We start from the raw sequence: 23,854 nt of genomic DNA, 5'->3' as shown, positions 1-23,854 counted from the left end.
TCGTCTCCGAGGTCATCCGCACCGGCGAGGCACAGGTCTGGTTCCTCGCCGAACACCTCGTGGACACCCCTCTGGTACGCGGCTGATGGACACGTACGAGGACGCGTACACGCACACGCACACGGAGACGTTCGAGGAGCCTTACGACGTCGTCGTGATCGGTGGCGGGCCTGGCGGTGAGGTCGTCGCCGACCGGATCGTCCGGTCAGGCCTGACCGCCGTCGTCGTCGAGGCCGAGGCGGTCGGCGGCGAGTGCTCCTACCGAGCCTGCGTACCCAGCAAGGCCCTGCTGCGTCCCGGCGCGGCCAGGGAGGCCGCCCGCTCCGTCGACGGTGCGCGCCAGGCGGTGACCGCGGCGCTCGACCCGGCGCACGTCCTGGCCCGCCGCGACCGGTTCACCGGGCGCGGCGACGACGCCGGTCAGGCCGCCTGGCTGAAGGGCGCCGGCATATTCCTCGTACGGGGGCGCGGGCGGCTCGCCGGCGAGCGCCGCGTCGAGGTGACCGGGGCCGACGGCGCGGTCCGCGTCCTGCAGGCGCGGCTCGCGGTCGTCCTCGCCACGGGTACGGACCCCGTGCTGCCGGCGGTCGAAGGGCTCGACCGGATCGGTGTGTGGACCAATCGGCAGGCCACCACGGCCGACGCGGTGCCCGAGCGGCTCGTCGTCATCGGCGGGGGAGTGGTGGCCTGCGAGATGGCCACGGCGTGGAGCTCGCTCGGCTCCTCCGTCACCCTCCTCGTCCGTGACCAGGCCCTGCTGACCGGCTGGGAGCCGTGCGCGGGCGAAGAGGTCGTACGCGGCCTGACCGCTCTCGGGGTCACGATCCGCTTCGGGGTCTCGGCGACCCGGGTGGCCCGCGACGACACCACCCGTGCCGTGACCGTGGAGACCGACGACGGCGCCGCGCTCGTCTGTGACGAGGTACTGGTCGCCGCCGGCCGGCGCCCACGCACGGCTGACCTCGGCCTGGAGGCCGTCGGGCTCGCGGCCGGCGACTGGCTCCCGGTCGACGACACCTGCCGCGTCACCGCGCACGCCGGCGACTGGCTCTACGCCGTCGGCGACGTGAACCACCGTGCGCCGCTGACCCACATGGCCAAGTACCAGGCCCGCGCCTGCGCGGCGGCGATAGCCGAGCGCGCCGCAGGCCGCCCCGCCGACACCGGCGGCGGGCAAGCCTGGAGTGCGGAAGCCGACCGCTTCGCCGTCCCCCAGGCCGTCTTCACCCACCCGGAGATCGCGAGCGTCGGTCTCACCGAACGCGCGGCACGCGAAGCGGGGTTCGCGGTACGCGCGGTGGAGTACCGGATCGACGACGTCGCCGGAGCCGCGCTGTACTCGGACGACTACCGCGGCCACGCCAAGCTCGTCGTCGACGAGCCCCGGGGCGTCGTCGTCGGCTGCACCCTCACCGGCCCGATGGCCACCGAGCTCATCCACACGGCCACGGTCGCCATCGTCGGAGAGGTCCCGCTCACCCGCCTGCGGCACGCCGTCCCCGCGTTCCCCACGGTCAGCGAGGTCTGGCTGCGCCTCCTCGAGGCGTACGGCCTCTGACCGCAGGTGTTCCGGCCGCGCCAGAACCGTTTCCCGGCCGGAACACCGGCCCTGCCCCACTCCCACCGCCACCGCTTACCGGGGCCGCGGTCGGGTTCCGCAGCGGCGCACGGTCGTGGTGTTGGCGGAGGGGATTGGCCTCGCGGACGCGGAGCGGGAGGCGCTGCCGGCCGTGGGCCGGGCGGCGCGGCCCACGCGCGCGGTCGCGGTGCCGGGTCCGATGGTGCCGCCGCACCCCGCCGTGCTCCTTGGCGAGCAGGGTCAGCGCCGCCACCAGGTTGCCGCCCGCAGAGTCGCCCACGGCGGCCATCCGGCTTCCTGGCTCACATTGTTCTCCGTTCACGGGGAGTGACTCCGGGGCCGTGCGGCGGACGGGACCAGGACGGTCGGCCGCACCTCCGGAAGCGCGGACGGGACCGAACCGCACCGGCGAGGCCCGGGCCTCCGCCCGCAGGGAACAGCCAAGCAGTGGGCCGTTCCCGTCTCCAGGCAGAAGTGCAGGCAGAAATCGTGAACAGAGGCAGAAATCAAGAGCAGCGCGCGTCACGCTCCGCCGGTGGTGCCCCCGCGCTCACCACGGGCCGACGCCTCGGTGATCAGCACCACGTGCAGGGTGCGGGGGCCGTGCACCCCCTCGACGCGGTCGAGTTCGATGTCGCTGGTGGCGGACGGGCCCGAGATCCACGTCAGCGGGCGGGTCGGGTCGAGGCGGGGCATCGCCTGGGGGACCGAGGCGACGATCTGGTCGGCCGCTCGTACGACGCAGATGTGGACGTCGGGAACGAGGGTGAGCGCGCGGCGGCCCTGGCCCGGACCGCCGTCCAGGATGATCGTGCCCGTCTCGGCGACCGCCAGGGCGCAGCCGGTGATGACGGCGTCGGTGGCGTCGAGGTCGTACGGGGTGAGGGTCGCGCCCTCGTCGTGACGCCGCTCCACCGTGGTGCCGGACAGCCAGGAGGCGGGCAGCCCCGGCGGCACGGCGACCGAGGCCGCCCCGTGCTTCGCCAGCAAGTCCGCTACAAGAGAAGGAAGTTCGCTTTCCTCTGCGCGGTGCACGAGCGCGCGGTAGTCCGCGAGGTTCTCGTGCAGGAGGTCGAGGATCACGGTGGGGTCGTCGGGGGTGTGGGACGTGAGGTAGCCGCGCGCCGGGTGCGGGGCGGTGGGTTCGTCGGCGAGCGCCGCGCGGACGCGGCCCAGGATCCGCTCGCGGGAGGAGAGCGAGGAGGGTGTCGAGGACGACGTCGAGGAGGATGTCGAGGAGGACGTCGGGCGGGGTGTCGAGGGCGAGGTCATGTGCGGTTCTTCTTCCACCAGTCGCGGAACGGTTCGGCGGGCATCTCGGGCAGGTCCCTGCTGTCGGTCCACTGGCTCGCGCCGGGGCCGCGGAGCTTCTTCGGGTGCAACCTGCGGGTCTTCGCCGCGACGCGCTCTCCCGCCGCGAGGACGCCGGGGTGGTCGAGGACCCAGCCCGCCGCCTTGATCGCGGCCTTCTCGAGCCGGTGCCCAGGGCCGCCGTGCTCCGCGACCTTCTCGCGGAGGTGGACGAGGACTTCGGGGATGTCGATGGCGACGGGACAGACGTCGTAGCAGGCGCCGCAGAGCGAGGACGCGTACGGCAGGGACGCGTCGATCTCGCTCGCCGTGCCCCTCAGCTGAGGCGTGAGGATCGCGCCGATCGGCCCGGGATAGACCGAGCCGTACGCGTGCCCGCCGGCCCGCTCGTACACCGGGCAGACGTTGAGACAGGCCGAGCATCGGATGCAGCGCAGCGCCTGCCGGCCCACCTCGTCGGCGAGGGTGTCGGTACGGCCGTTGTCGATCAGGACCAGATGGAAGGCCTCGGGGCCGTCGGCGTCCGTCGTGCCGGTCCACATGCTGGTGTACGGGTTCATCCGCTCGGCGGTCGAGGAGCGCGGCAGGGTCTGGAGGAACACCTCCAGGTCGCGCCAGGTGGGGACGATCTTCTCGATGCCGACGACGGAGATCAGGGTCTCGGGCAGGGTGAGGCACATCCGTCCGTTGCCCTCCGACTCGACGACGACCATGGTGCCGGTCTCGGCGACCATGAAGTTGGCGCCCGAGATGCCGACCTTGGCCCGCAGGAACTTCTCCCGCAGATGCAGCCGTGCCGCTTCGGCCAGTTCCGCGGGGCTGTCGGTGAGACCCTCCGGCGCCGCCCGGCCCCATTTCTCCATCTCGGAGCGGAAGATGTCGCGGATCTCGCCCCGGTTGCGGTGAATGGCGGGGACCAGGATGTGCGAGGGCCGGTCCTCGCCGAGCTGCACGATGAGTTCGGCGAGGTCGGTCTCGTAGGCGGCGATGCCCTCGGCCTCCAGGGCCTCGTTGAGGCCGATCTCCTGGGTGGCCATCGACTTGACCTTGACGACCTCACGCTTCCCGGTGTCACCCTCGCCCGTCGCCTTCACCAGATCGGCGACGATCCGGTTCGCCTCGTCGGCGTACGCCGCCCAGTGCACCGTCCCGCCCGCGGCCGTGACCGACTCCTCCAGCTGGACCAGGTAGTGGTCCAGTCGGCTGAGCGTGTGGTCCTTGATCTGCTTCCCGGCCTCGCGCAGCTCCGTCCAGTCGTCGAGTTCGGCCACCGCCACCGCCCGCTTGTCGCGGATGGTGTGGGTGGCGTGACGCAGGTTCGCGCGCAGGGTGTCGTTCCGTACGGCCTCGTGCGCGGCCTTGGGGAAGGCCGGCATGCCGAGATACGTACCGCTCATACCAGGGGCTCCTCTTCGGTGCTCGCGAGAATCTCGGCGATGTGCAGCGCGCGCTGCGGGGCGTCCTGGCGGCGCAGCATGCCACCGATGTGCATCAGGCAGGAGTTGTCGGCGCCGCACAGCACATCGGCGCCGGTGGAAAGGGAGTTGCGGACCTTGTCGGCGCCCATCGCGGTCGACACGTCGGCGTTCTTCACCGCGAACGTACCGCCGAAACCGCAGCACTCCTCCGCCCCCGGCAGCTCCACCAGTTCCAGGCCCCTCACGGCCTCGAGCAGCCTGCGCGGCCGCTCACCCAGGCCCAGCATCCGCAACCCGTGACAGGAGGGGTGGTAGGTGACCCGGTGCGGGAAGTGCGCGCCCACGTCCGTCACCCCCAGGACGTCGACCAGGAACTCCGTCAGTTCGTACGTCCTCGGGACCAGGGAGTCGGCGACGTCGGTCAGCGCGCTTCCGCGTCCCTCGGCGTACGCCTTCCGCCCGATGCGCGGGTAGTTGTCGCGGACCATGGCGACGCACGACCCGGACGGGGCGACCACGTGGTCGTAGCCTTCGAAGGCGCGGGCCATGCGGCGGACCAGAGGCTCGGTCGCGCGGCGGTAGCCGGTGTTGTACTGCGGCTGTCCGCAGCAGGTCTGGGCGGCGGGGAAGTCGACCCGCACGCCCAGGCGTTCGAGGACCTTGACCGTCGCGATGGCCGTGGAGGGGTAGACCGCGTCGTTGACGCAGGTGGCGAAGAGGGCGACGCGCATCAGGAGTTCCTCGGGGCGGGGGCGATTCGGGCGGCGGCCGCGTCCCAGACGGCGCTGCCGCCCCGGGGGGTGTAGTGCCGCAGGTGCTGGGTGCGGGCGATGAGTCGGCGCATGGCGGCCAGGTCGCCGACCAGGCCGGCGGCACGGGCCTGGACGAGGATGTTACCCAGGGCGGTGGCCTCGGTGGGGCCGGCGACGACAGGCAGTCCGGTGGCGTCGGCCGTGAGCTGGCAGAGCAGGTCGTTGCGCGAGCCGCCGCCGACCAGGTGGACGTGGGTGATGTCGCGGCCGGCGAGTTCGGCGGCCTGACGCAGGGTGCGGCGGTGCGCGAGCGCCAGGCTCTCCAGGATGCAGCGGACCACGGCGCCCTGGCTGTCGGGAACGCCCTGGCCGGTGCGGGCGCAGAAGTCCCGGATGCGGGCCGGCATGTCGCCGGGGGCGAGGAACTCCGGGGCGTCCGGGTCGACGACCGACGCGAACGGCCGGGCCTGGGCGGCGTCGGCGAGGAGCGTGGGGATGTGGGTGGGCAGGCCGTCCCTGTCCCAGGTGCGCCGGCACTCCTCCAGGAGCCACATGCCCATGATGTTGCGCAGATAGCGGATGGTGCCGTCGACGCCGCGTTCGTTGGTGAAGTTCGCGGCCCTGGACTCCTCGCTCAGCACCGGTGCGTCGAGCTCCAGGCCGGCCAGCGACCACGTACCGCACGAGATGTACGCGAAGTCCGGCTTCGTGGCCGGTACGGCGACCACCGCGGACGCGGTGTCGTGCGAGGCGACCGTGGTCACCGGGGTCCGGGCGTCGAGCCCCGTGTACCCGGCGACATGGGGGAGCAGGGTGCCCGCCGGGTCGCCGGGGGCGCGCAGCGGCGGGAGGAGACCGGGGTCCAGGGACAGCCGGCCCAGGATCTCCTGGGACCAGGTTCCGGTGCGGGCGTCGAACAGGCCGGTCGTGGAGGCGTTGGTCTCCTCGGCGCCGACGGACCCGGTCAGCCAGTGGATCAGCAGATCGGGCATGAGGAGCAGGGTGCGGGCGACGTCCGTCTGGACGGTTCCCGCGGTGGAGGCCAGCTGGAAGACCGTGTTGAACGGCAGGTGCTGCAGGCCGGTGATCCCGTACAGCTCCGCGGGTCCGACCGCGGCCCACACGTGCTCGGCGACGCCGTCGGTCCGGTCGTCGCGGTAGTGGAACGGCTGGCCGAGCAGGGCGCCGTCGGCGTCGAGGAGCCCGTAGTCCACGGCCCAGGTGTCCACGCCGACGGAGGCGACACCGCCGGAGCGGGCGGCCTCGCGCAGCCCGTCCAGGATGCCCTGGAAGAGGGCGAGGACGTCCCAGCGCAGCCCGTCGGGCAGCCGCACGGGGGTGTTGGGGAAGCGGTGCGCCTCGGTGAGGTCGAGGTTGTCCGGGCCGACCCGGCCGAGGATCACGCGCCCGCTCGTGGCGCCGAGGTCGACCGCGGCGAAGGCCGGGGCGAAGGCGGAGGACGGTGGAGTGGTGGTCACGGGGGTACCTCCGCGGTGCGGGCGGCTCATCGGGGAACGAGAAGGAGAAGGAGAAGGAGAAGGAAGACGAAGGAGGAGGAGAGGGAAGACGAAGGCGGACCGGCGGCGCCGTGCGGACACGGTGTCAGGGCCGTTTCCCGTACGGCATCGCGCCGCCGGTCCGCCGGCGCCCCCGGGGCCGGTGCGTCAGTCACCGGCCCCGGGGCGATGAGGGGGCGGCGGTCAGCGCAGGAAAGCGGCCGCCACGCCGGCGTCGACAGGGACGTGCAGGCCGGTCGTGTGGGTGAGGTCCCCGCCGGCGAGGGCGAAGACCGCGTTCGCGACGTGCTCCGGGAGGACCTCGCGCTTGAGCAGGGTCCGCTGGGCGTAGAACTCGCCGAGCTTGTTCTCCTCGATGCCGTACGTGGCGGCCCGCTGGGCGCCCCAGCCGGCGGCGAAGATGCCGGAGCCGCGCACCACCCCGTCCGGGTTCACGCCGTTGACGCGGATGCCGTGCTCACCCAGCTCCGCCGCCAGCAGGCGGACCTGGTGGGCCTGATCGGCCTTGGTGGCCGAGTACGCGATGTTGTTCGGACCGGCGAAGACCGCGTTCTTGGAGGCGATGTAGACGATGTCGCCGCCGAGGCCCTGCTCGATCATGATCCGGGCGGCCTCGCGGGACACGAGGAACGAGCCGCGGGCCATGATGTCGTGCTGCAGGTCCCAGTCGCGGGCCGTGGTCTCCAGCAGCGGCTTGGAGATGGAGATGCCGGCGTTGTTGACCACCAGGTCGACACCGCCGAAGGCGAGGGCGGCGACCTTGAACGCCTCGGCGATCTGCTCCTCGGAGGTGACGTCGACCGTGACCGCCACCGCCTTGTCCGAGCCGCCCAGCTCGTCGGCCACGGCCGCCGCGTTCTCGGCGTTCAGGTCGGCGACCACGACACAGGCCCCCTCGGCGACCAGCCGGTGCGCGATGGCCTTGCCGATGCCGGAGCCGGCGCCCGTCACGAGGGCCACCCGGGTGGCCAGCGGCTTCGGCTTCGGCATGCGCCGCAGCTTGGCCTCCTCGAGGTCCCAGTACTCGATGCGGAACTTCTCCGACTCCTCGATGGGGGCGTAGGAGGAGACGGCCTCGGCGCCGCGCATCACGTTGATCGCGTTGACGTAGAACTCGCCCGCCACCCGGGCGGTCTGCTTGTCCTTGCCGAAGGAGAACATCCCGACGCCCGGGACCAGCACGATCGCCGGGTCGGCGCCGCGCATCGCGGGGGAGCCGGCGGTGGCGTGCCGCGCGTAGTAGGCCGCGTACTCCTCGCGGTAGGTGGTGTGGAGCTCCTTCAGCCGGGCGACCGCCTCCTCCAGTGGCGCGGAGGCGGGCAGGTCCAGGACGAGCGGGCGGACCTTGGTGCGCAGGAAGTGGTCCGGGCAGGAGGTGCCCAGGGCCGCGAGCCGCGGGTGCTCGTCGTGGGCCAGGAAGTCCAGGACGACGTCCGTGTCGGTGAAGTGGCCGACCTGCGGCCGGTCCTGGGAGGCCAGGGACCGGATCACGGGCGCGAGCGCCGCGGCGCGCTCCCGGCGCCGCTCCTCGTCGAGGGGCGCGTAGCCGTCCACCGGCGCGCCGAACGGCCGCTCCCTGCCCCGGTCGGCGAGGAACGTCTCGGCCGTGCGGATCATCCACAGGGCGTTGGTCTCGCACGCCTCGGCGCTCGCTCCCCAAGCGGTGATGCCGTGGCCGCCCAGGACGACGCCGACGGCCCTCGGGTGAGCCTCCTTGATCGCCGCGATGTCCAGACCCAGCTGGAATCCGGGGCGCCGCCACGGTACCCAGGCGACCTTCTCGCCGTAGCACTCCTTGGTCAGCGCCTCGCCGTCGGCCGCGCAGGCCAGTGCGATCCCGGAGTCCGGGTGCAGGTGGTCCACGTGTGCGGCGTCCACCAGACCGTGCATGGCCGTGTCGATCGACGGAGCGGCGCCGCCCTTGCCGTGCAGGCAGTAGTCGAACGCGGCGACCATCTCGTCCTCGCGCTCCACCCCCGGGTACACCTCGGTCAGCGCGCGCAGCCGGTCCAGGCGCAGGACCGCCAGGCCCTCCTCGGTCAGGGTGCCCAGGTCGCCGCCCGAGCCCTTGACCCACATGAGCTCGATGTCGCCGCCGGTGACCGGGTCGGTGACGGAGCCCTTCGCGGAGGCGTTGCCGCCGGCGTAGTTGGTGTTGCGCGGGTCGGAGCCGAGGCGGTGCGCGCGCCCGAGGAGGGCGGCGACTTCGGGGTGGGTGGCGGAGGCCATGAGCTTCTTCCTTCGGGAGCGGGAGGGCAGGCGGGTCGGGAGGTACGGACGTGAGGGGGCGGGGGGCTTACGCGCCCCAGCCGGCCTGTTCGCCCCCGACGCGCTCGGCGGCGATCCGTTCCTGCCGGCCGGAGTCCCGGTAGGCGGCGACCGGGTCGGGGGCCAGGCCCTGTTCCTGGCGGAGTTCACGCAGCAGGGGACGGACATCGGTGTTGTAGGCGTCCATCAGGACCGCGTTGGCGGCGAGCACGTCGCCGGACCGCTGGGCGTCGCGCAGCGCGTCGAGGTCGACGAGGAGGGCCTTGGCGGTGGCCTCCTGGACGTTCATCACCGAGCGGATCACGGCCGGGATCTTCGCCTCGATGTTGTGGCACTGGTCGAGCATGAAGGCCACGTTCGTGGCGGCGTCCAGGCCGCCGTTCTTGGCGACCTCGTGCATGATCCGGAAGAGCTGGAAGGGGTCGGCCGAGCCGACCATCAGGTCGTCGTCGGCGTAGAAGCGCGAGTTGAAGTCGAAGCCGCCGAGCTTCCCCTCCCGCAGGAGGAACGCGACGATGAACTCGATGTTCGTGCCGGGAGCGTGGTGCCCGGTGTCCACGACCACCTGGGCCTTCGGGCCCAGCTTGAGGCAGTGCGCGTACGAGGTTCCCCAGTCCGGCACGTCGGTGGTGTAGAAGGCGGGCTCGAAGAACTTGTACTCGAGGAGCAGACGCTGCCCGTCGCCGAGACGCGCGTACACCTCGGCCAGCGCCTCGGCCAGCCGGTCCTGACGGCCCACGACGTCGTCCTGGCCGGGGTAGTTCGTACCGTCGGCGAACCACAGCTTCAGGTCGGTGGAGCCGGTGGCGTCCATGATGTCGACGCACTCCAGGAGGTGGTCGACGGCCTTGCGGCGGACCTTCGCGTCCGGGTGGCAGACGCTGCCCAGCTTGTAGTCGTCGTCCTGGAAGGTGTTGGAGTTGATCGCGCCCAGCTCCAGGCCGCGCTCCTTCGCGTACGCCGCCAGGTCCGCGTATCCGTCGGGGCCCTCGACCCGGTCCCACGGGATGTGCAGCGAGACCTTGGGGGCGACGCCGGTGAAGGCGTGGACCTGGGCGGCGTCGTCGAGCTTCTCGAACGGGGTGCGGGGCACTCCCGCCTGCGCGAACACCTTGAATCGGGTGCCGGAGTTCCCGTAGCCCCAGGAGGGTGTCTCGATCCGCTGGCCGGCGAGTGCGGCCTTCACGGCGGCGATGTCAGGCATGGTCACCTCGGGATGACTGGAAGAGGGGCCCCGGAAGCGGGGCCGAGGAGTGCGGAACCGATGATGTGAATCGATTCATTCCGTGGAGGAAGCTAGCCCGCGACCGGGTGGCCGTCAAGGCGTTGGGCTATCAGTGGCTCGCCCTGAGCGGCCCCATTCCCTTGCGGTCGGCAGGACTGGGCGCCGGGATCGCCCGCAGGGCCCGGCCGGTCTCCGGTCCGGGTCGCCCAGGGCGTGTCGAAACGTTTCATCAGCGCCCGCCGGGCGGATGCCCGAAAACCACCGCGCGCCCGCTGCGTCAGCGGGTGCGCGGTGGCGGTCACGAGTGGGGCGAGCCCGATCCCGGTCGCCCGGGTGAGGGCGGCCGCAGGCGCGCCTACCGTCCGGCGGGCACGGCCTCGGGAAGGTGACACCTGACGAAGGCACCGTCATTGTCGCGGCCGTTCTGGCCGACCTGGACCGGAAGGTCGCCCAGTGCTCTCTCTTCGCCCTGCCCGCTCGGGCGCCACGGCGCCGCGCCCCGTCACCGCCGCCCCCGCGATCTCATGCTGAACAGGCCGTCCCGCGGCCGAGTTCCCGCCTTCCGTCGCCGCCCCGCGAGGACGACGGAGAGTCAGGCGCGGCGGTGGCCCGGGCGGGTGGCGTAGGGCACGGCTATGGAGCCGTCCACGCCCACCTCCAGCCGGCCGACCCGCTCGATCTCCACGACCACACGATCGCCGTGGCCGAGCGGGCCGACACCCGCCGGGGTGCCCGTCGCGATCACGTCGCCCGGGTACAGGGTCATCACCGACGACGCGTACGCGACCAGTTCACGGACGCCGAAGACGAGGTCCGCGGTGCTGGTGCGCTGGCGCGTCTCGCCTGCCACGTCGCAGCGCAGGTCGAGCCGGTCGGGGTCGGGAATCTCGTCGGCGGTCACCACCCAGGGGCCGATCGGGGTGAAGGTGTCGAAGGACTTGCGGGTGGAGCGGTCCTCACCGGAGCGCACGGTGATGTCCAGCAGACAGGTGTAGCCGAAGACGTGGTCCAGCGCGTCGTCGGCGCTCACCCGTGTCGCGGTCCGGCCGATGACGACGCCCAGTTCGCCCTCCTGGTCGGTGCGCTTGTCGGAGTAGGGCAGGACGACGTCCTGGCCCGGACCGATCACCGACGAGTTCGCCTTCAGGAAGACGCCGAGGTCGGCGATGGAGGTGGGGTAGTCCATCTCCGCCTTGTGATCGAGGTAGTTGACCGGCGCTCCGACGATCTTGCCGGGCCGGGGCAGCGGCGCCTCCAGTGTCACCTCCGCCAGCGGAACGCGGCGGCCGCGTTCCGGGTCCAGCGCCGGGCCGGTGCCGAGGGACACCGTCTCGATGTAGTGGTGGAGCACACCGGCCGGGCCGCCGGAGGGGACGGCGATCTGGTCGGTCACGTCGGTGATCGTGTCGCCGTCGACGACGCCGAGCCGTCCCTTGTCGAACATGGCCAGACGCATCAAGGCCTCCTTGAGGATGTGGGAGAGGAAGGTGGGGGACAGAGACGGGTGGTCAGGCGCCGGGATCGGCGCTCTCGGTGCGGTACAGGCCCAGCGAGCGCATGACGGGCTCGTCGCTGTACGAGAACAGGACCGCGTCCTCGGACGCCGAGGTGTTCAGGTGCCGGTAGGACGCCCAGCCGGGAATCGCGACGGTGTCGTTCTCGGCCCAGTCGAGACGCCTTCCGTCGACGATGGTGGCGCCCTCGCCGCGGACGACGCTGAAGACGGTCGACGCGGTGTGGCGACGCCCGGCTCCCTCGAAGCCCGGCCGCAGCCGCTGGACGCGGCAGCCGATGGTGGGCATGACGGGCCCGCCGGTCCAGGGGTTGGTGTACTCCAGGACGATGCCGTCGACGTCGCTCCCGTCGGCGGTGTCGGCGATGGCCTCCAGGGCCCGGCTGGTCTCCTGCCACGTGTAGCGGGTGACGGGGGAGTTCGGCCCTGCGGGGGTGATCCACGCGGGGGTCAGGCGACCGTGCAGGAACTGGCGTGATCCGGCGTCGTCGGGTCGGGTCACGGGCTGGAGCCGCTGGGGGTACTTCTCGTAGAAGCCCGCTTCCAGGGCGTTGACCAGGGGGTAGTCCAGCGCGTCGAGCCAGATCATCGGCGCGTCGCCCTCGTGGGTGTGGTCGTGCCAGTGCCAGCCGGGGGTGAGCAGGAGGTCGCCCGGAGCCATGAAGACACGCTCTCCGTCGACGGTGGTCCAGGCGCCCTCGCCCTCCAGGACGAAGCGGAAGGCGTTGGAGGTGTGCCGGTGCGCCTGGGCGGTCTCCCCGGGAAGGATGATCTGCAGCCCCGCGTAGAGGGTGTTGACGGTCGCGGGCGGGTCCGTCAGGCCGGGGTTGACGAGCATCAGGACCCGTCGTTCGGCCTCGTCCAGGGACAGGGTCCCGGAGAAGTGCAGCAGGTGGGGTCGGAGTTCTCGCCAGCTCCACCGGTAGGGCACGGCCCGGCTGCGGGGCTCGGCGGGGAACAGGTTGCCGTAGAAGCGCCAGAGCGGAGCGGCGCCCAGCGCGTCGAGGGCCTGGTAGGCGGGGTCGTCGGTCATGGTGTCTCCTTGCGGTGGCTGTTCACGGGGTGGTGGAGGGCACGCGTTCGGCCGTGGAGGTCCACACCCAGGAGACGTCGTCGAAGTCGTCGGGCGTGCGGGTCGAGAGGAGCCGGTTGCGCAGCACGGCCCCCATGCCGTCCAGATGGCAGATCTCGCCGAACCGCCGGGCGTTGGTCTGGATGTCGGCGGCCCGCTCGCGTCGCAGGCCCGCGTAGGACGCGAACGCCCGCTCCGGGTCGGTCTCTTCGCGCAGGGCACGGCCCAGGGTCACGGCGTCCTCCAGCGCCTGGCAGGCGCCCTGCGCCAGGTACTGCAGCATCGGGTGGGCGGCGTCGCCCAGGAGCACGATCCGGCCGTGCACCCAGTCGTGGACGGGCAGACGGTCGAACAGGGGCCAGCGCCGGTCCCGCGCGATCAGGGGCAGCGCGTCCCGGACGGTCCCGCAGGCGCCGGCGAATCGTTCCTCCAGCTCCGCCTCGGTCCCCCAGTCGTCGGAGTCGGGGGTGTACCGGTCGCTCTCGAAGACGGCGACCTGGTTGTACAGCTCTCCGCGCCGGACGGGGTACTGGACGAGGTGCATGCGCGGCCCGGCCCACACGATGACCGCCTCCGACGACGCGTGCCGCGACATGGCGCCCGTCATGCCGCTGACGGGCAGGGCGCCCCGGAAGGCCACGTACCGCGAGCAGACGGGGTCGCCGTCTCCGACGAGGATCCGACGCAGCCGCGAGTGCAGGCCGTCCGCCGCTACCACCGCGTCCGCCGTGAGCCGTTCCGCTGTCTCGGCGAAGGCGAGGTGCACCTCGGCGGCCGTCTCCACGGCGTCCGTGACGGTGTGTCCGGTGCGCAGGTCGATCTGCGGGTGCTCCCGGCAGGCGGCGAGCAGGGCCCCGTGCAGGTCGGTCCGGTGGGTGACGAGGTACGGGTGCCTGAACCGGCTGGTGTAGGCGGCGCCGCGCAGGTCGAGGGCGGTGATCTGCTCACCGCTCACGGCGTCCATCATGACGAGCCGCGGCGGTGCGACGGCGGAGCCCTGGACGGCGTCGAGGACCCCGAGTTCCTCCAGGGCGAGCGAGGCGTTCGGGGCCAGCTGCAGGCCGGCCCCGATCTCACCGAAGCGGGCGGCCCGTTCCACCAGGGTCACCCGGTGGCCGGCCCGGGCGACCGCGAGGGCGGCGGCCAGACCGCCGATGCCGCCGCCGACGACGGCGATGTGCAGGGGCGGGGTCGTCACAGGCACCAGGAACCTCCTTGAGAGGAATCGGTCCGTCGCCCCGGCGACCGCGGGTGTCCGCGGCGGGAGCGTCGGGGGGAGGACCATGAGAGGGAAAAGGGGATGAGTAGGCCGCGGGCCCGCGCGCGGACGGGCGGGAGAGCGGGGGTTCAGCAGGCGGCGGTGGCGCCGTCGACGCTCACGAACGCGTCGGTGCGGGCGCGGATGGCCTCGACGGTGACGCCGGGCGCGGTCTCGACAAGGGCGAGGCCGCGGTCGGTGACGTCCAGGACGCCGAGGTCGGTGATGATCCGGTCGACACAGCGGCGGCCGGTCAGCGGCAGGGTGCAGCTCTCGACGATCTTCGGTGCGCCGTCCTTGGCCGTGTGCTCCATGAGCACGACGACCCGGCGTGCGCCGTGGACGAGGTCCATCGCTCCGCCCATGCCCTTGACCATCTTGCCGGGGATCATCCAGTTCGCCAGGTCGCCTTCCCGCGAGACCTGCATCGCGCCCAGGACGGCGGTGTCGATGTGGCCGCCGCGGATCATCCCGAACGACAGGGCCGAGTCGAAGAAGGAAGCACCGGGAAGGACGGTGACGGTCTCCTTGCCGGCGTTGATCAGATCGGGATCGACCTCGTCCTCCGCCGGATACGGCCCCGTACCCAGGATGCCGTTCTCGGAGTGCAGCACGACATGGACCCCGGCCGGGACGAACGCCGGGACGAGGGTCGGCAGGCCGATGCCGAGGTTCACGTACGAGCCGTCCGCGAGCTCCGACGCGGCCCGCGCGGCCATCTGGTTGCGGTTCCAGGCCATCAGCCGCGCACCGTCCTCTTCTCGATCTGCTTGTCCGCCGCCTGGGCGGGGGTGAGAGGCACGACGTGCTGGACGAAGACGCCCGGCAGGTGCACCCGGTCCGGATCGAGGGCGCCGGGCTCGACGAGCTCCTCGACCTCGGCGATCGTCAGCCGCCCGGCCATCGCGGCCAGCGGGTTGAAGTTGGCCGAGGCCCGGCGGAAGACGAGATTGCCGTGCCGGTCGCCGCGCCAGGCCCGTACGAGCGCGAAGTCGGTGGTGATGCCCTGTTCGAGGACATGCGGCCGACCGTCGTACTCGCGTGTCTCCTTGGCCGGGGAGGCGACGGCGACACCGCCGTCGGGCGCGTACCGCCAGGGCAGTCCGCCGTCGGCGACCTGCGTGCCGACACCGGCCGGAGTGTAGAAGGCGGGGATGCCGCAGCCGCCGGCCCGGAGCCGCTCTGCGAGGGTCCCCTGCGGGACGAGCTCGACCTCCAGTTCGCCGCCGAGGTACTGCCGGGCGAACTCCTTGTTCTCGCCCACGTAGGAGCCGGTGACCCGGGCGATGCGTCCGGCGGACAGCAGGATCCCGAGCCCTCGTCCGTCGACACCGCAGTTGTTGGAGACGACCCGGAGGCCGGTCGCGCCCTGTGCGTGCAGGGCCCGGATCAGCGTCTCGGGGATGCCGCTGAGGCCGAAGCCGCCGACGGCGAGTGATGCGCCGTCGGGAATGCCGGCGACGGCGTCCGCGGCGTGATGGATGACCTTGTCCACGGTTGCGGTGTCCTTTCAGGTGGGTGGGCGGCCGGGCGGCACGGCCGACCGTCCGCCGTCGACGTCGAGCAGGGCGTCGGACACGGACTTCACCCCGCCGTGCGAGGTGAGACCGCCGTCGACCGGTATCTCGGCGCCGGTGATGAACGACGACTCGTCCGACAGCAGGAACACGACGAGCGGCGTGACCTCCCCGACGCTCCCGACCCGCCCCAACGGCGTCTCCCGGACGTTCGCCTCACGGAAGGCCGGCGCCGCCGAGGCCGTCATCTCCGTCTCGATGAACCCGGGATGGATCGTGTTCACCCGGATCCCGCGCGGTCCCAGCTCCAGGGCGGCAGCCCTCGACAGACCCCGCAGCGCCCACTTGCTCGTCGTGTACGCCACCGGATAGTGGGCCGTCAGGGCCGCGGAGGAGCCGACGTTGACGACCGAGGAGCCGGGTGGCATCAGCGGAGCCAGATACTGGATGCCCAGCAGCGGTCCGTGCACGTTGACGGCGTGGACACAGCTCATGTCCTCGGTGGTGACCTCGTCCAGACGGGCCCGCCAGGTGATGCCGGCGTTGTTGACCAGCCCGTGGACCACCCCGTACGTCTCGCGCAGCTCGTCGGCGAGACCGGCCCAGTCCTCGGCCACGGTGACGTCGAGGCGCCGCACGTTCCCGCCGCCGCGCACGTCGGTGGCGACGACGGTGGCGCCTTCGCGTTCCAGCGCGGCGGCTTCGGCGGCGCCCTGGCCCCGTGCCGCACCCGTGACGACGACGACCCTTCCGGTGAGCCGGCCGCCGTTCACGGCCGCTCCCGGTCGCGGCGACGCCCCCGGGGCAGCTCGACCGGCGCCGTGCCGGGCACGACGCGGGTGGTGAGGGACCCGAGACCCTCGACGGTCAGGGTGACCGTGTCGCCCGGTCCCAGCGGCGGCGGACTCTGCCGGCCGGAGCGGCCCCACAGCTCGGCCAGACAGCCGCCGTTGCCGCAGGTACCCGACCCCAGGACGTCGCCGGCGACGACCCGGGTGCCGCGCGAGGCGTACGCGGTCATCTCCTCGAAGGTCCAGCTCATGTTGGACAGCAGGTCGCTGCCGACCCGCTGCCCGTTGACCTCGGCGGTCAGCGCGAGGCGCAGGAAGCCCTCGGCGTCGCGGTGGGGCTCCAGCTCGTCGGCGGTGACCAGGTACGGGCCGAGGGTGGTGGCGGTGTCCTTGCCCTTGCACGGGCCGAGGCCGACCCGCATCTCCGCCGACTGCAGGTCGCGGGCGGACCAGTCGTTGAAGATCGTGTACCCGACGATGTGATCCCGTGCCTGTTCCGGGGTCAGGTCGCGGCCGTCGCGGCCGATGACGGCCGCCACCTCCAGCTCGAAGTCGAGGACGGACGATCCGGGAGGCATGGGGACGTCGTCCTGCGGGCCGAAGACGGCGTGCGGGTTCGTGAAGTAGAAGGTGGGAGCCTCGTACCACTGCTCGGGTACACCGGCCTCGCCGCTCACGGACCGGCGTACGCCTTCGACGTGTTCCTCGAAGGTGACGAAGTCCCGCACGGACGACGGGCGCAGGGGCGGCACAAGCCGGACCTGGGAGACGTGCGGGCCGGGTGGCACGTCCTGGGCCGCCGCGCCGGCGGCGAGCAGCCCGGGGAGGCCGCCGGTCTCACGGATCAGATCGGTCAGCGAGGAGACACCCGGCAGGGGGAAGAGCGTGCCGTCGTCTTCCACGACGGCGACACGGGGCCGGTGCCGGTACTCGAAAGCGGCGAAGCGCATGGTGCGGCTCCAAGAAGGATCGGAAGAGAGGTCGGACACGAGGCCGGGCCGTCCTGGACGAAGAGGAGCGGCACGGTGGCCGTCCCTCAGGACGGGCGCCGGCCTCGTGGACCGTGACCGGGGGCGCGGCGGCGGGAGTCAGGGCGTGAACCGCCGCCGCGCCCCCGGGGAACGGGCGGCCCGGGAGCCGGTGTCCGGTCCGCGGAGACGGGCTTCGGGCCCTAGACCGGCGGGGCGACGAAGCAGCCGCGGTCGGGGTCGTTGAACGACTCCTTGGCGACCAGCTCGTTCATCGGGTTCGCGGTGCCCCACTGGTCGGTGACGTCGGGCTGGGAGAAGTCGTAGACGTGGGGGTGCCAGGTGTCCTCGTCGAGCTCCTCCAGCTCGGTGGTGTACTCGACGGTGTTGCCGTGCGGGTCGAGGAAATAGGTGAAGGTGTTGTCCCCGGCCATGTGTCGGCCGGGACCCCAGACCTTCGTGTGCCCCGCACGGAGCACCCGGCCCGTGCCGCGCATGTACTCGTCGATGCCGCGCATCTCGAAGGAGATGTGGTGCAGCGAGGTGTGCGGCCCCTTGGCCAGAGCCATGGAGTGGTGCTGGCTGCTGATCCGCATGAAGTGCATGACCTCGCCCATGTGGGGCGAGCTGAGGGTGTCGGAGAGCCGGAAGCCGAGGTGCCGCTCGTACCAGGCGCGGGTGCGGTCGAGGTCGGGCGAGTTGAGCACGACGTGCGACAGCTTGACCGGGATCGACTCCTTCTCCTCGATCTTGCGGTGCCGGCGTGCCGCCACGTCGGCGGAGACCTCGATGGTGCGTCCGTCGACGTCGAAGAAGCGGAAGCCGTAGCCACCGCCGGGGGTGTCGACCGTGCCCGGCTGCGAGATCAGCCGCACGCCCCCGGCCAGGAGCCGTTCGGCGAGCGTGTCGACGTCGGCCGGGGTGGCGGCGCCGTACGAGACCAGGTCGAGCCGCTTCTCCTCGGCCTTGCGCAGCCGGACCACGTACTGCTCCGGGCTGCCCTCGGCGGCGAGGAAGGAGACACCGGAGTCCTCGACGACCTCGGTGAGGCCCCAGACGCCGGCGTAGAAGTCGAGCTGCTTGTCGTAGTCGGGCACGGCGAGGTCCACGTGCCGCAGATGGGTGAGCAGGCGGGGTGTGCTCATGACGGGTGCCTCCTCAGGCGGGGGAGAGGTGGAGCAGGGCGGCGGCGTTCCGGCCGCGGACGGCGTCGAGGTCGGCCTCGGCAAGGCCCGCGGCCGGCAGGTCGGCCAGGGGGTCGGACGAACCCATGTCGAAGGGGAAGTCGGAACCGAGCAGCACCCGGTCGGCGCCGGCCGCTTCCACCAGCGCCCGCAGCACGCGCGGGTCGTGCACGAGCGAGTCGAAGTACAGCCGCCGGAGGTAGCTGCTCGGCGGCTGGGCGCAGCCGGCGGACGCGTCGGTCCTGGCGCGCCAGGCGTGGTCGCTGCGCCCGATGTGGGTGGGCAGGTAGCCACCGCCGTGAGCTGCGATGATCTTCAGCCCGGGGTGACGGTCGAGGACCCCGGAGAAGATCAGGTGGGACAGGGCGACGGCGTTCTCGGTGGGCTGGCCCACGGTGTTGGACAGGTACCACTGGTCGAGACGCTCGTCGAGGGTGCAGCCGAACGGGTGGAGGAAGAGGATCGCGCCCGTCTCCTCGGCGCGGGACCACAGGGGCTGGTAGGCCGGGTCGGACAGCTCCCTGCCGGGGGCGTGACTGGAGATCTCCACCCCGGCCAGGCCCTGTTCGAGGGCGTGGTCGAGGGCCGTGACGATCTGCCCGGGGTGCTGCAGGGGGACCAGGCCGAGGCCGCGCAGCCGGTCCGGCGCCTGGGCGCAGTGGGCCGCGGTCGCCTCGTTGGCGAGCCGGTAGACCTTCTCGGCGGTCGGGGCGTCCGCCCAGTAGTGGTAGTGCGAGGGGGAGGGGCTGACGAGCTGGATGTCGACACCCTGGGCGTCCATGGCGGCCAGCCGGACCGTCACGTCGGTGAGACGCGGCAGACGGTCGCGGACCATCGGGCCGCTGACGGCGAGCGCGGCGGGCCCGTTGCGCCGGGCGTCGAGCTCCTTGGCCCGCGCGTACCCGGCGTGGTCGGCGACGAGGGCCTCGATCTGGGGCAGGAGGACGTGGGCGTGCACGTCCACGGTGGGCGTGGTCACGGCGTGCGGCGCCACGGTGGGTGCGGTCACGGGGTGCGCGTCCGGGATCGGTGTGGGTGCGGTCACGGCAGTTCCCTCAGCATCGTCATGGTGCGGGCCATCAGGCCGGGCACGTCGGCGTCGCGGACGCGGTCCAGCTGCCAGCGGCCGATCTGGACGGACGCCTCCACGACCGGGCGGACCCGCGCGATCCGCCGCTCGTAGTAGCCCCGCAGCAGTTCCTCGTCCCAGGCCTCGGTCCCGGTCAGCAGCTGCGCCAGGACCCAGGCGTCCTCGAGCGAGAGCGCCGCGCCCTGCGCGAGGGTGGGCGGGCAGCAGTGGGCGGCGTCGCCGACCAGGACGACCCGGCCGCGGTGCCACGAACCCTCGACGAGGAGCCGGTCGAACCACGTGTAGTTGACCTGGGACGGGTCGGTGATCGTGGCGGTGATGGCCGGCCAGGCACCTCCGTACGCGGACGCGATGCTCCGCATCTCCTCCGCGTACGACGCGGCGGGTATGGAGGCGCGGTCGCGGTTCTTCTCGACGACGTACGCGTACAGCGTGGTGTCGCTGGTCGGGCAGTAGCCGGCGATGAACGCGGGGCCGCCGTAGGCGAGGTCGGTGCGTTCGACGCCGACCGGCCGAGGGGCGGCGACGCGCCAGATGGCCATGCCGGTCGGTTCCGGCTTGTCGGTGATCCCGATCTGCGCGCGCGTGGCCGAGCCGAGACCGTCGGCGGCGATGACCAGGTCGTAGCGGTGCTCGCCGCCGTCGCTCAGGCGGACGGAGACGCCCGTCGCGTCCTGGTCCACGATGGTGGCGGTCGTGCCCAGACGGACGGTCGCGCCGCCGGCCCGTACGGCGTCGATGAGGATCTGCTGCAGCCGCGGGCGCCGCATGCCCACCGTCGCCGGCAGGTCGTCGCCGCCGGTGCGCAGGTCGCGCTGGACGTGCAGGACGTCGCCGCCGGGCGAGGTGATGCCGACGGAACCGAAGGCGAAGCCGGAGGCCTTGACCTGCTCCCACACGCCGAGTTCGCGCAGTACCCGCAGGGCGTTGCCCTGAAGGGTGATGCCGGATCCGGCGGTGGCGTTCCAGTCGTCCTTCGCCTCGACGAGGTCGACGGCGATCCCGGCGCGGCTCAGCAGGATCGTGGCGGCGTTGCCGGCCGCGCCGCCGCCGACGACCAGGACCTTGCGGGGTGTGCTCATGGGGAACTCCCTTGTTCCTCGGGCTGTAGGGGGTGTCCGGCGGATCAGGGCCGGACAGGCCCTGGGCCCCCGGGACTACTTGACGGCGATCGGGTTGACGGGAGACCCGACGGCGCCGGTGATGGGCAGGGGTGCGGCGGTGAGCCAGAACTCGTGGACGCCGTCGGCGGCGCAGTCGTCCGCGAGGGCCTCGAAGTCCCACATCTCGCCGATCAGCAGACCGATGTGCGGGATGACGACCTGGTGCAGGGGCTGGAAGGCGTGGTCGAACTCGTTGGGCCGCACCTCGAAGCCCCAGGTGTCGGTGGCGATAGCGGCGATCTCGGCGGCGTGCAGCCAGGGCGCCGTGGTGAACGAGAGGCCGGGGGCGGCGCCGCCGGCGTAGTCGCCCCAGCCCTCCCGGCGGACCCTGGCGAGCTGCCCGGTCCGTACGAGCACGATGTCGCCCCGGCCGATGGTGACCCCGGCGGCCTCGGCGGCGGCCGTCAGATGCTCCTCGGTGATGGCGAATCCGTCGGGGAGTTCCCCGTCCTCGCCGGCCGTCCGGCCGATGTCGAGGAGTACGGCGCGGCCGGCGATGTGGGGCGCCATGTGCTCGATGCCGGTGACCTGGTCGCCGTCCGAGGTGACGACCTGCTCGGCCGGACGGCCGTTCCACGCCGTGCCGTGGTCGAAGATGTGGCCCAGCCCGTCCCACTGGGTCGAGCACTGGAGCGGCATCGCGATCACGTCGTCGGCGCCGCCGATGCCGTGCGGCAGCCCCTGGTTGCCCAGGGCCGCGTCGGTGCCGGTGTCGAGCATGGTGTGGACCGGGTTGGTCCGGCGGCGCCAGCCCTTCTGCGGTCCGTCGATGTCGAAACGCTGTGACAGCGAGAAGCTGACGCCTCTGCGGACGAGCGCGGCGCCTTCCCTGCGCTTGGCCTCGTCGAGGAAGTTCACGGTGCCGAGGCGGTCGTCCCCGCCCCAGCGGCCCCAGTTGGAGCAGGCCTTGGCGGCCTGCGCGATGGCGCCCTCGGGATCACTGCGGTTCATGACTCCTCCGCGCCACGAGGAGTGTGCGGCGCTTCCTCCGCGACGCACGGCGTGCGCTGCGCGCCGAGGCCGGTGATCGAGGCGTCCATGACGTCGCCGTCGCGCAGCAGCCGTCCCCAGTGCATGCCGTTGCCCGCGGGCGAGCCGGTGAGCACGAGGTCGCCGGGCAGCAGCCGGGCGCTCTGCGAGGCGTACGACACCATGCGCGCCACGTCGAAGATCATGTCCTCGGTGGACTCGTCCTGCATGACCTCGCCGTTCAGTTTCAGGGTCAGCCGCAGGTCACCGGTGTCGCCGACGGACTCGGCCGGCACGATCCAGGGACCCAGCGGGGTGAACCCGGGCGCGTTCTTGCTGCGCAGCCAGTCCGTGCCGATCTGCGGCATGTCCCTGCGGAACACGGTGGCCCGGTCGGTGAGGTCGTTGGCGATCGTGTAGCCCGCCACGTACTCCAGCGCCTCCGTGGGGGACAGCTGGTAGGCGGGCCGGGCGATCACGGCCGCGAGTTCCAGTTCCCAGTCCGGCTTCGCCGCCCACGCGGGCAGCGTGACGTCGTCGTAGGGACCGGTGATCGAGCTGGGCAGGCCGATGAACACGTACGGGAGGTCGTCGGCCGCCCGCCGGTCCATGATCGCGGCCGCCTCGGCGCGCGCCTCCTCCGCGGAGCGCCCGTCGGACGGATCGCGGTGCGCGACGTGCAGGTCGATGACGTGCTGGCGGTAGTTGGCACCCGACTGGAAGATCTGCCGCGGCTCCACGGGAGCCAGGACGCGGAAGTCCGACAGCGGACGGCGGGGCTGCCCCGCCTCGGCCGCGAGCTCCCGCAGGCGCGGGAGGACGGTCTGCCACTGCTCCAGCAGACCGCGCATCGTCAGCGCGGGGTCGGCCAGAGCCGTCCGCAGGTCGAGGACCTGACCCTCGCGGTCGACGAGAGCGGGGAAGGCGGGGCCGTCAGCGGCCGAGAGAGTGCCGAGAGCGAAGGGCCCGGCGAAGAGATCAGAAGCGGATTGAGGTTTCACCGACATGTCCTCCTGATTGCGGTGGGACTAATCTGGACCCGCTCCGAGCAATCAGGGAAATCGATTATGTGGATCACTTTCATTCATCACACGAATAATCCGTGGCTGTGCGCCGCCCGAAGGGAAATCCGCCCGTGAACCTGGCACGCCTCGACCTCAACCTCGTCGTCGCACTCCGCGCCCTCCTCGAAGAGCGCAACGTCACCAAGGCGGGCCGGCGCGTGGGGCTCAGCCAGCCCGCGATGAGCGCCGCCCTGGCCCGCCTGCGCCGGCACTTCGGCGACGAACTCCTCTCCCGGGTGGGAAGCCAGTACGAACTCACCGCGCTCGGACAGGTCCTCCTCGACCGCACGTCCACCGCCTACGACGTCCTCGAACGCCTCTTCGCCAGCCAGGCGGCCTTCGACCCGGCCACCGAGACCCGCGAGTTCCGCGTCATCGCCTCGGACTACGCCGTCGACGTCTTCGGCGTCGAACTCGCCCGTACCGTCTACGAAGAGGCCCCGGGTATCCGGCTGCGCTTCACCCGCACCCCCATCACCGTCGTCGACGACACGGCGAGCCTGCTCAGCGCCACCGACGGACTGCTCATGCCGCACGGCGTCATCAGCGACTTCCCCGCCACCGACCTGTACGACGACCGGTGGGTCTTCGTCGTCGCCGACGACCACCCCAGCGTCGAGGACCGTCTGACCCGCCAGGATCTCGCCCGCCTGCCCTGGGTCACCTACCAGCGCACCTACGACGCCCCCGCCGTACGCCAGCTCGGGATGCTCGGCATCGAACCGCGCGTCGAGGTCTCCGTCGACAGCTTCCACGCCCTGCCGGCCCTCGTCGCCGGTACCCGCCGCATCGCCCTCGTCCAGGCCCGCCTCGCCCGTCTGCTCGCCCCCCTGGCCGCCGTACGCGTCCTCGAACCGCCCTACGAGGCCGTCCCGCTGCGCGAGGCCCTCTGGTGGCACCCCGTCCACACCCACGACGCCGCCCACATCTGGCTCCGGGAGACCGCGGCCAGGGTCGGCCGACGCATCGCCGACACCGACATCTGATCCCGCCGCCTCCGCGCCCCGGTCACCGTCGGCACGACGGGGGGTAAGCCACTTTCGCCCCCATCCACCCCGTGGATCGAACCCATCCCGAACCCGGATGACGCGAGGGGTGGGCAGCACGTCCACCGGCACGCATAGTCGAGGGCACCTCCGCCCCCGGTCCAGGCTCCCTCCCGCACAGGCAGGCAGCCGTGGACCGGGCGCCACCT

20 protein-coding genes and 1 pseudogene are annotated in these 23,854 nt (G+C 72.3%); 3 read left to right on the top strand and 18 right to left on the bottom strand.

The window, feature by feature from the left end; all coding sequences use genetic code 11:
• Together IO20_RS41720 and IO20_RS0131220 are read left to right on the top strand one after the other, a co-directional pair.
• Positions 1–86, top strand: a pseudogene (locus tag IO20_RS41720) (DNA starvation/stationary phase protection protein); the annotation flags it as partial.
• Positions 86–1,558 carry a dihydrolipoyl dehydrogenase family protein gene (locus tag IO20_RS0131220; RefSeq protein WP_051874556.1) on the top strand — a complete coding sequence of 491 codons (1,473 nt, stop codon included), beginning with the start codon at positions 86–88 and terminating at the stop codon, positions 1,556–1,558. The pseudogene IO20_RS41720 and the gene IO20_RS0131220, both read left to right, overlap by 1 nt.
• Positions 1,559–2,101: 543 nt before the next feature.
• On the opposite strand, the gene IO20_RS0131210 is transcribed toward IO20_RS0131220, so the two are convergent.
• From IO20_RS0131210 to IO20_RS0131125, 18 genes are all read right to left on the bottom strand, one after another.
• On the bottom strand, positions 2,102–2,851 hold the full coding sequence (locus IO20_RS0131210; RefSeq protein WP_078946057.1) for a LutC/YkgG family protein: 750 nt from the start codon (positions 2,849–2,851) through the stop codon (positions 2,102–2,104).
• Positions 2,848–4,287: a LutB/LldF family L-lactate oxidation iron-sulfur protein gene (locus IO20_RS0131205; protein WP_030552079.1), complete on the bottom strand. Its 1,440-nt coding sequence runs from the start codon at positions 4,285–4,287 to the stop codon at positions 2,848–2,850. Before IO20_RS0131205 ends, IO20_RS0131210 begins: the two co-directional genes overlap by 4 nt.
• On the bottom strand, positions 4,284–5,039 hold the full coding sequence (locus IO20_RS0131200; protein ID WP_030552081.1) for a (Fe-S)-binding protein: 756 nt from the start codon (positions 5,037–5,039) through the stop codon (positions 4,284–4,286). Before IO20_RS0131200 ends, IO20_RS0131205 begins: the two co-directional genes overlap by 4 nt.
• Positions 5,039–6,568 (bottom strand): rhamnulokinase, encoded by a 1,530-nt coding sequence (locus IO20_RS0131195; protein ID WP_078946058.1) that lies wholly within the window; start codon positions 6,566–6,568, stop codon positions 5,039–5,041. Before IO20_RS0131195 ends, IO20_RS0131200 begins: the two co-directional genes overlap by 1 nt.
• Positions 6,569–6,760: 192 nt before the next feature.
• Entirely contained in the window at positions 6,761–8,806 is a 2,046-nt protein-coding gene (locus IO20_RS0131190; RefSeq protein ID WP_030552084.1) for a bifunctional rhamnulose-1-phosphate aldolase/short-chain dehydrogenase, read from the bottom strand.
• Between the two features lie 67 nt (positions 8,807–8,873).
• Positions 8,874–10,049, bottom strand: a complete 1,176-nt coding sequence (rhaI, locus tag IO20_RS0131185) for an L-rhamnose isomerase (protein ID WP_030552086.1) — start codon at positions 10,047–10,049, stop codon at positions 8,874–8,876.
• Between the two features lie 613 nt (positions 10,050–10,662).
• Positions 10,663–11,526 (bottom strand): fumarylacetoacetate hydrolase family protein, encoded by an 864-nt coding sequence (locus IO20_RS0131180; protein ID WP_030552088.1) that lies wholly within the window; start codon positions 11,524–11,526, stop codon positions 10,663–10,665.
• A gap of 52 nt (positions 11,527–11,578) precedes the next feature.
• Positions 11,579–12,616 (bottom strand): cupin domain-containing protein, encoded by a 1,038-nt coding sequence (locus IO20_RS0131175; protein ID WP_030552090.1) that lies wholly within the window; start codon positions 12,614–12,616, stop codon positions 11,579–11,581.
• Between the two features lie 22 nt (positions 12,617–12,638).
• Positions 12,639–13,859, bottom strand: coding sequence for an FAD-dependent monooxygenase (locus IO20_RS0131170; RefSeq protein ID WP_030552092.1), 1,221 nt, complete (start codon positions 13,857–13,859; stop codon positions 12,639–12,641).
• Positions 13,860–14,002: 143 nt separating this feature from the next.
• A complete protein-coding gene (locus IO20_RS0131165) occupies positions 14,003–14,653 on the bottom strand; it encodes a CoA transferase subunit B (protein ID WP_030552094.1) in 651 nt (216 codons plus the stop codon).
• Positions 14,653–15,408 carry a CoA transferase subunit A gene (locus IO20_RS0131160; RefSeq protein WP_030552095.1) on the bottom strand — a complete coding sequence of 252 codons (756 nt, stop codon included), beginning with the start codon at positions 15,406–15,408 and terminating at the stop codon, positions 14,653–14,655. The genes IO20_RS0131165 and IO20_RS0131160 overlap by 1 nt, the downstream gene beginning before the upstream one ends.
• 15 nt (positions 15,409–15,423) lie before the next feature.
• A complete protein-coding gene (locus tag IO20_RS0131155; RefSeq protein WP_051874557.1) occupies positions 15,424–16,203 on the bottom strand; it encodes an SDR family NAD(P)-dependent oxidoreductase in 780 nt (259 codons plus the stop codon).
• A complete protein-coding gene (locus IO20_RS0131150; protein ID WP_030552100.1) occupies positions 16,200–17,171 on the bottom strand; it encodes a fumarylacetoacetate hydrolase family protein in 972 nt (323 codons plus the stop codon). The genes IO20_RS0131155 and IO20_RS0131150 overlap by 4 nt, the downstream gene beginning before the upstream one ends.
• A 221-nt stretch (positions 17,172–17,392) precedes the next feature.
• Entirely contained in the window at positions 17,393–18,334 is a 942-nt protein-coding gene (locus IO20_RS0131145; RefSeq protein ID WP_030552102.1) for a VOC family protein, read from the bottom strand.
• Positions 18,335–18,347: 13 nt separating this feature from the next.
• Positions 18,348–19,352: an amidohydrolase family protein gene (locus IO20_RS0131140; RefSeq protein WP_030552104.1), complete on the bottom strand. Its 1,005-nt coding sequence runs from the start codon at positions 19,350–19,352 to the stop codon at positions 18,348–18,350.
• Between the two features lie 62 nt (positions 19,353–19,414).
• Complete coding sequence (locus IO20_RS0131135; protein ID WP_030552106.1) at positions 19,415–20,545, bottom strand: FAD-dependent oxidoreductase; 1,131 nt, start codon at positions 20,543–20,545, stop codon at positions 19,415–19,417.
• Positions 20,546–20,620: 75 nt separating this feature from the next.
• Positions 20,621–21,577: a cyclase family protein gene (locus IO20_RS0131130; RefSeq protein ID WP_030552107.1), complete on the bottom strand. Its 957-nt coding sequence runs from the start codon at positions 21,575–21,577 to the stop codon at positions 20,621–20,623.
• Positions 21,574–22,602 carry a fumarylacetoacetate hydrolase family protein gene (locus IO20_RS0131125; protein ID WP_030552108.1) on the bottom strand — a complete coding sequence of 343 codons (1,029 nt, stop codon included), beginning with the start codon at positions 22,600–22,602 and terminating at the stop codon, positions 21,574–21,576. Before IO20_RS0131125 ends, IO20_RS0131130 begins: the two co-directional genes overlap by 4 nt.
• Before the next feature lie 128 nt (positions 22,603–22,730).
• Here IO20_RS0131125 and IO20_RS0131120 point away from each other — a divergent pair, with 128 nt between their 5' ends.
• Complete coding sequence (locus IO20_RS0131120; RefSeq protein ID WP_030552109.1) at positions 22,731–23,645, top strand: LysR family transcriptional regulator; 915 nt, start codon at positions 22,731–22,733, stop codon at positions 23,643–23,645.
• Positions 23,646–23,854: the final 209 nt, after the last annotated feature.

The sequence above is a fragment of the Streptomyces exfoliatus genome (genome assembly GCF_000725545.1).
Taxonomy (GTDB): Bacteria; Actinomycetota; Actinomycetes; order Streptomycetales; family Streptomycetaceae; genus Streptomyces; species Streptomyces exfoliatus.
This window is presented reverse-complemented; position numbering and strand designations above follow the sequence as displayed.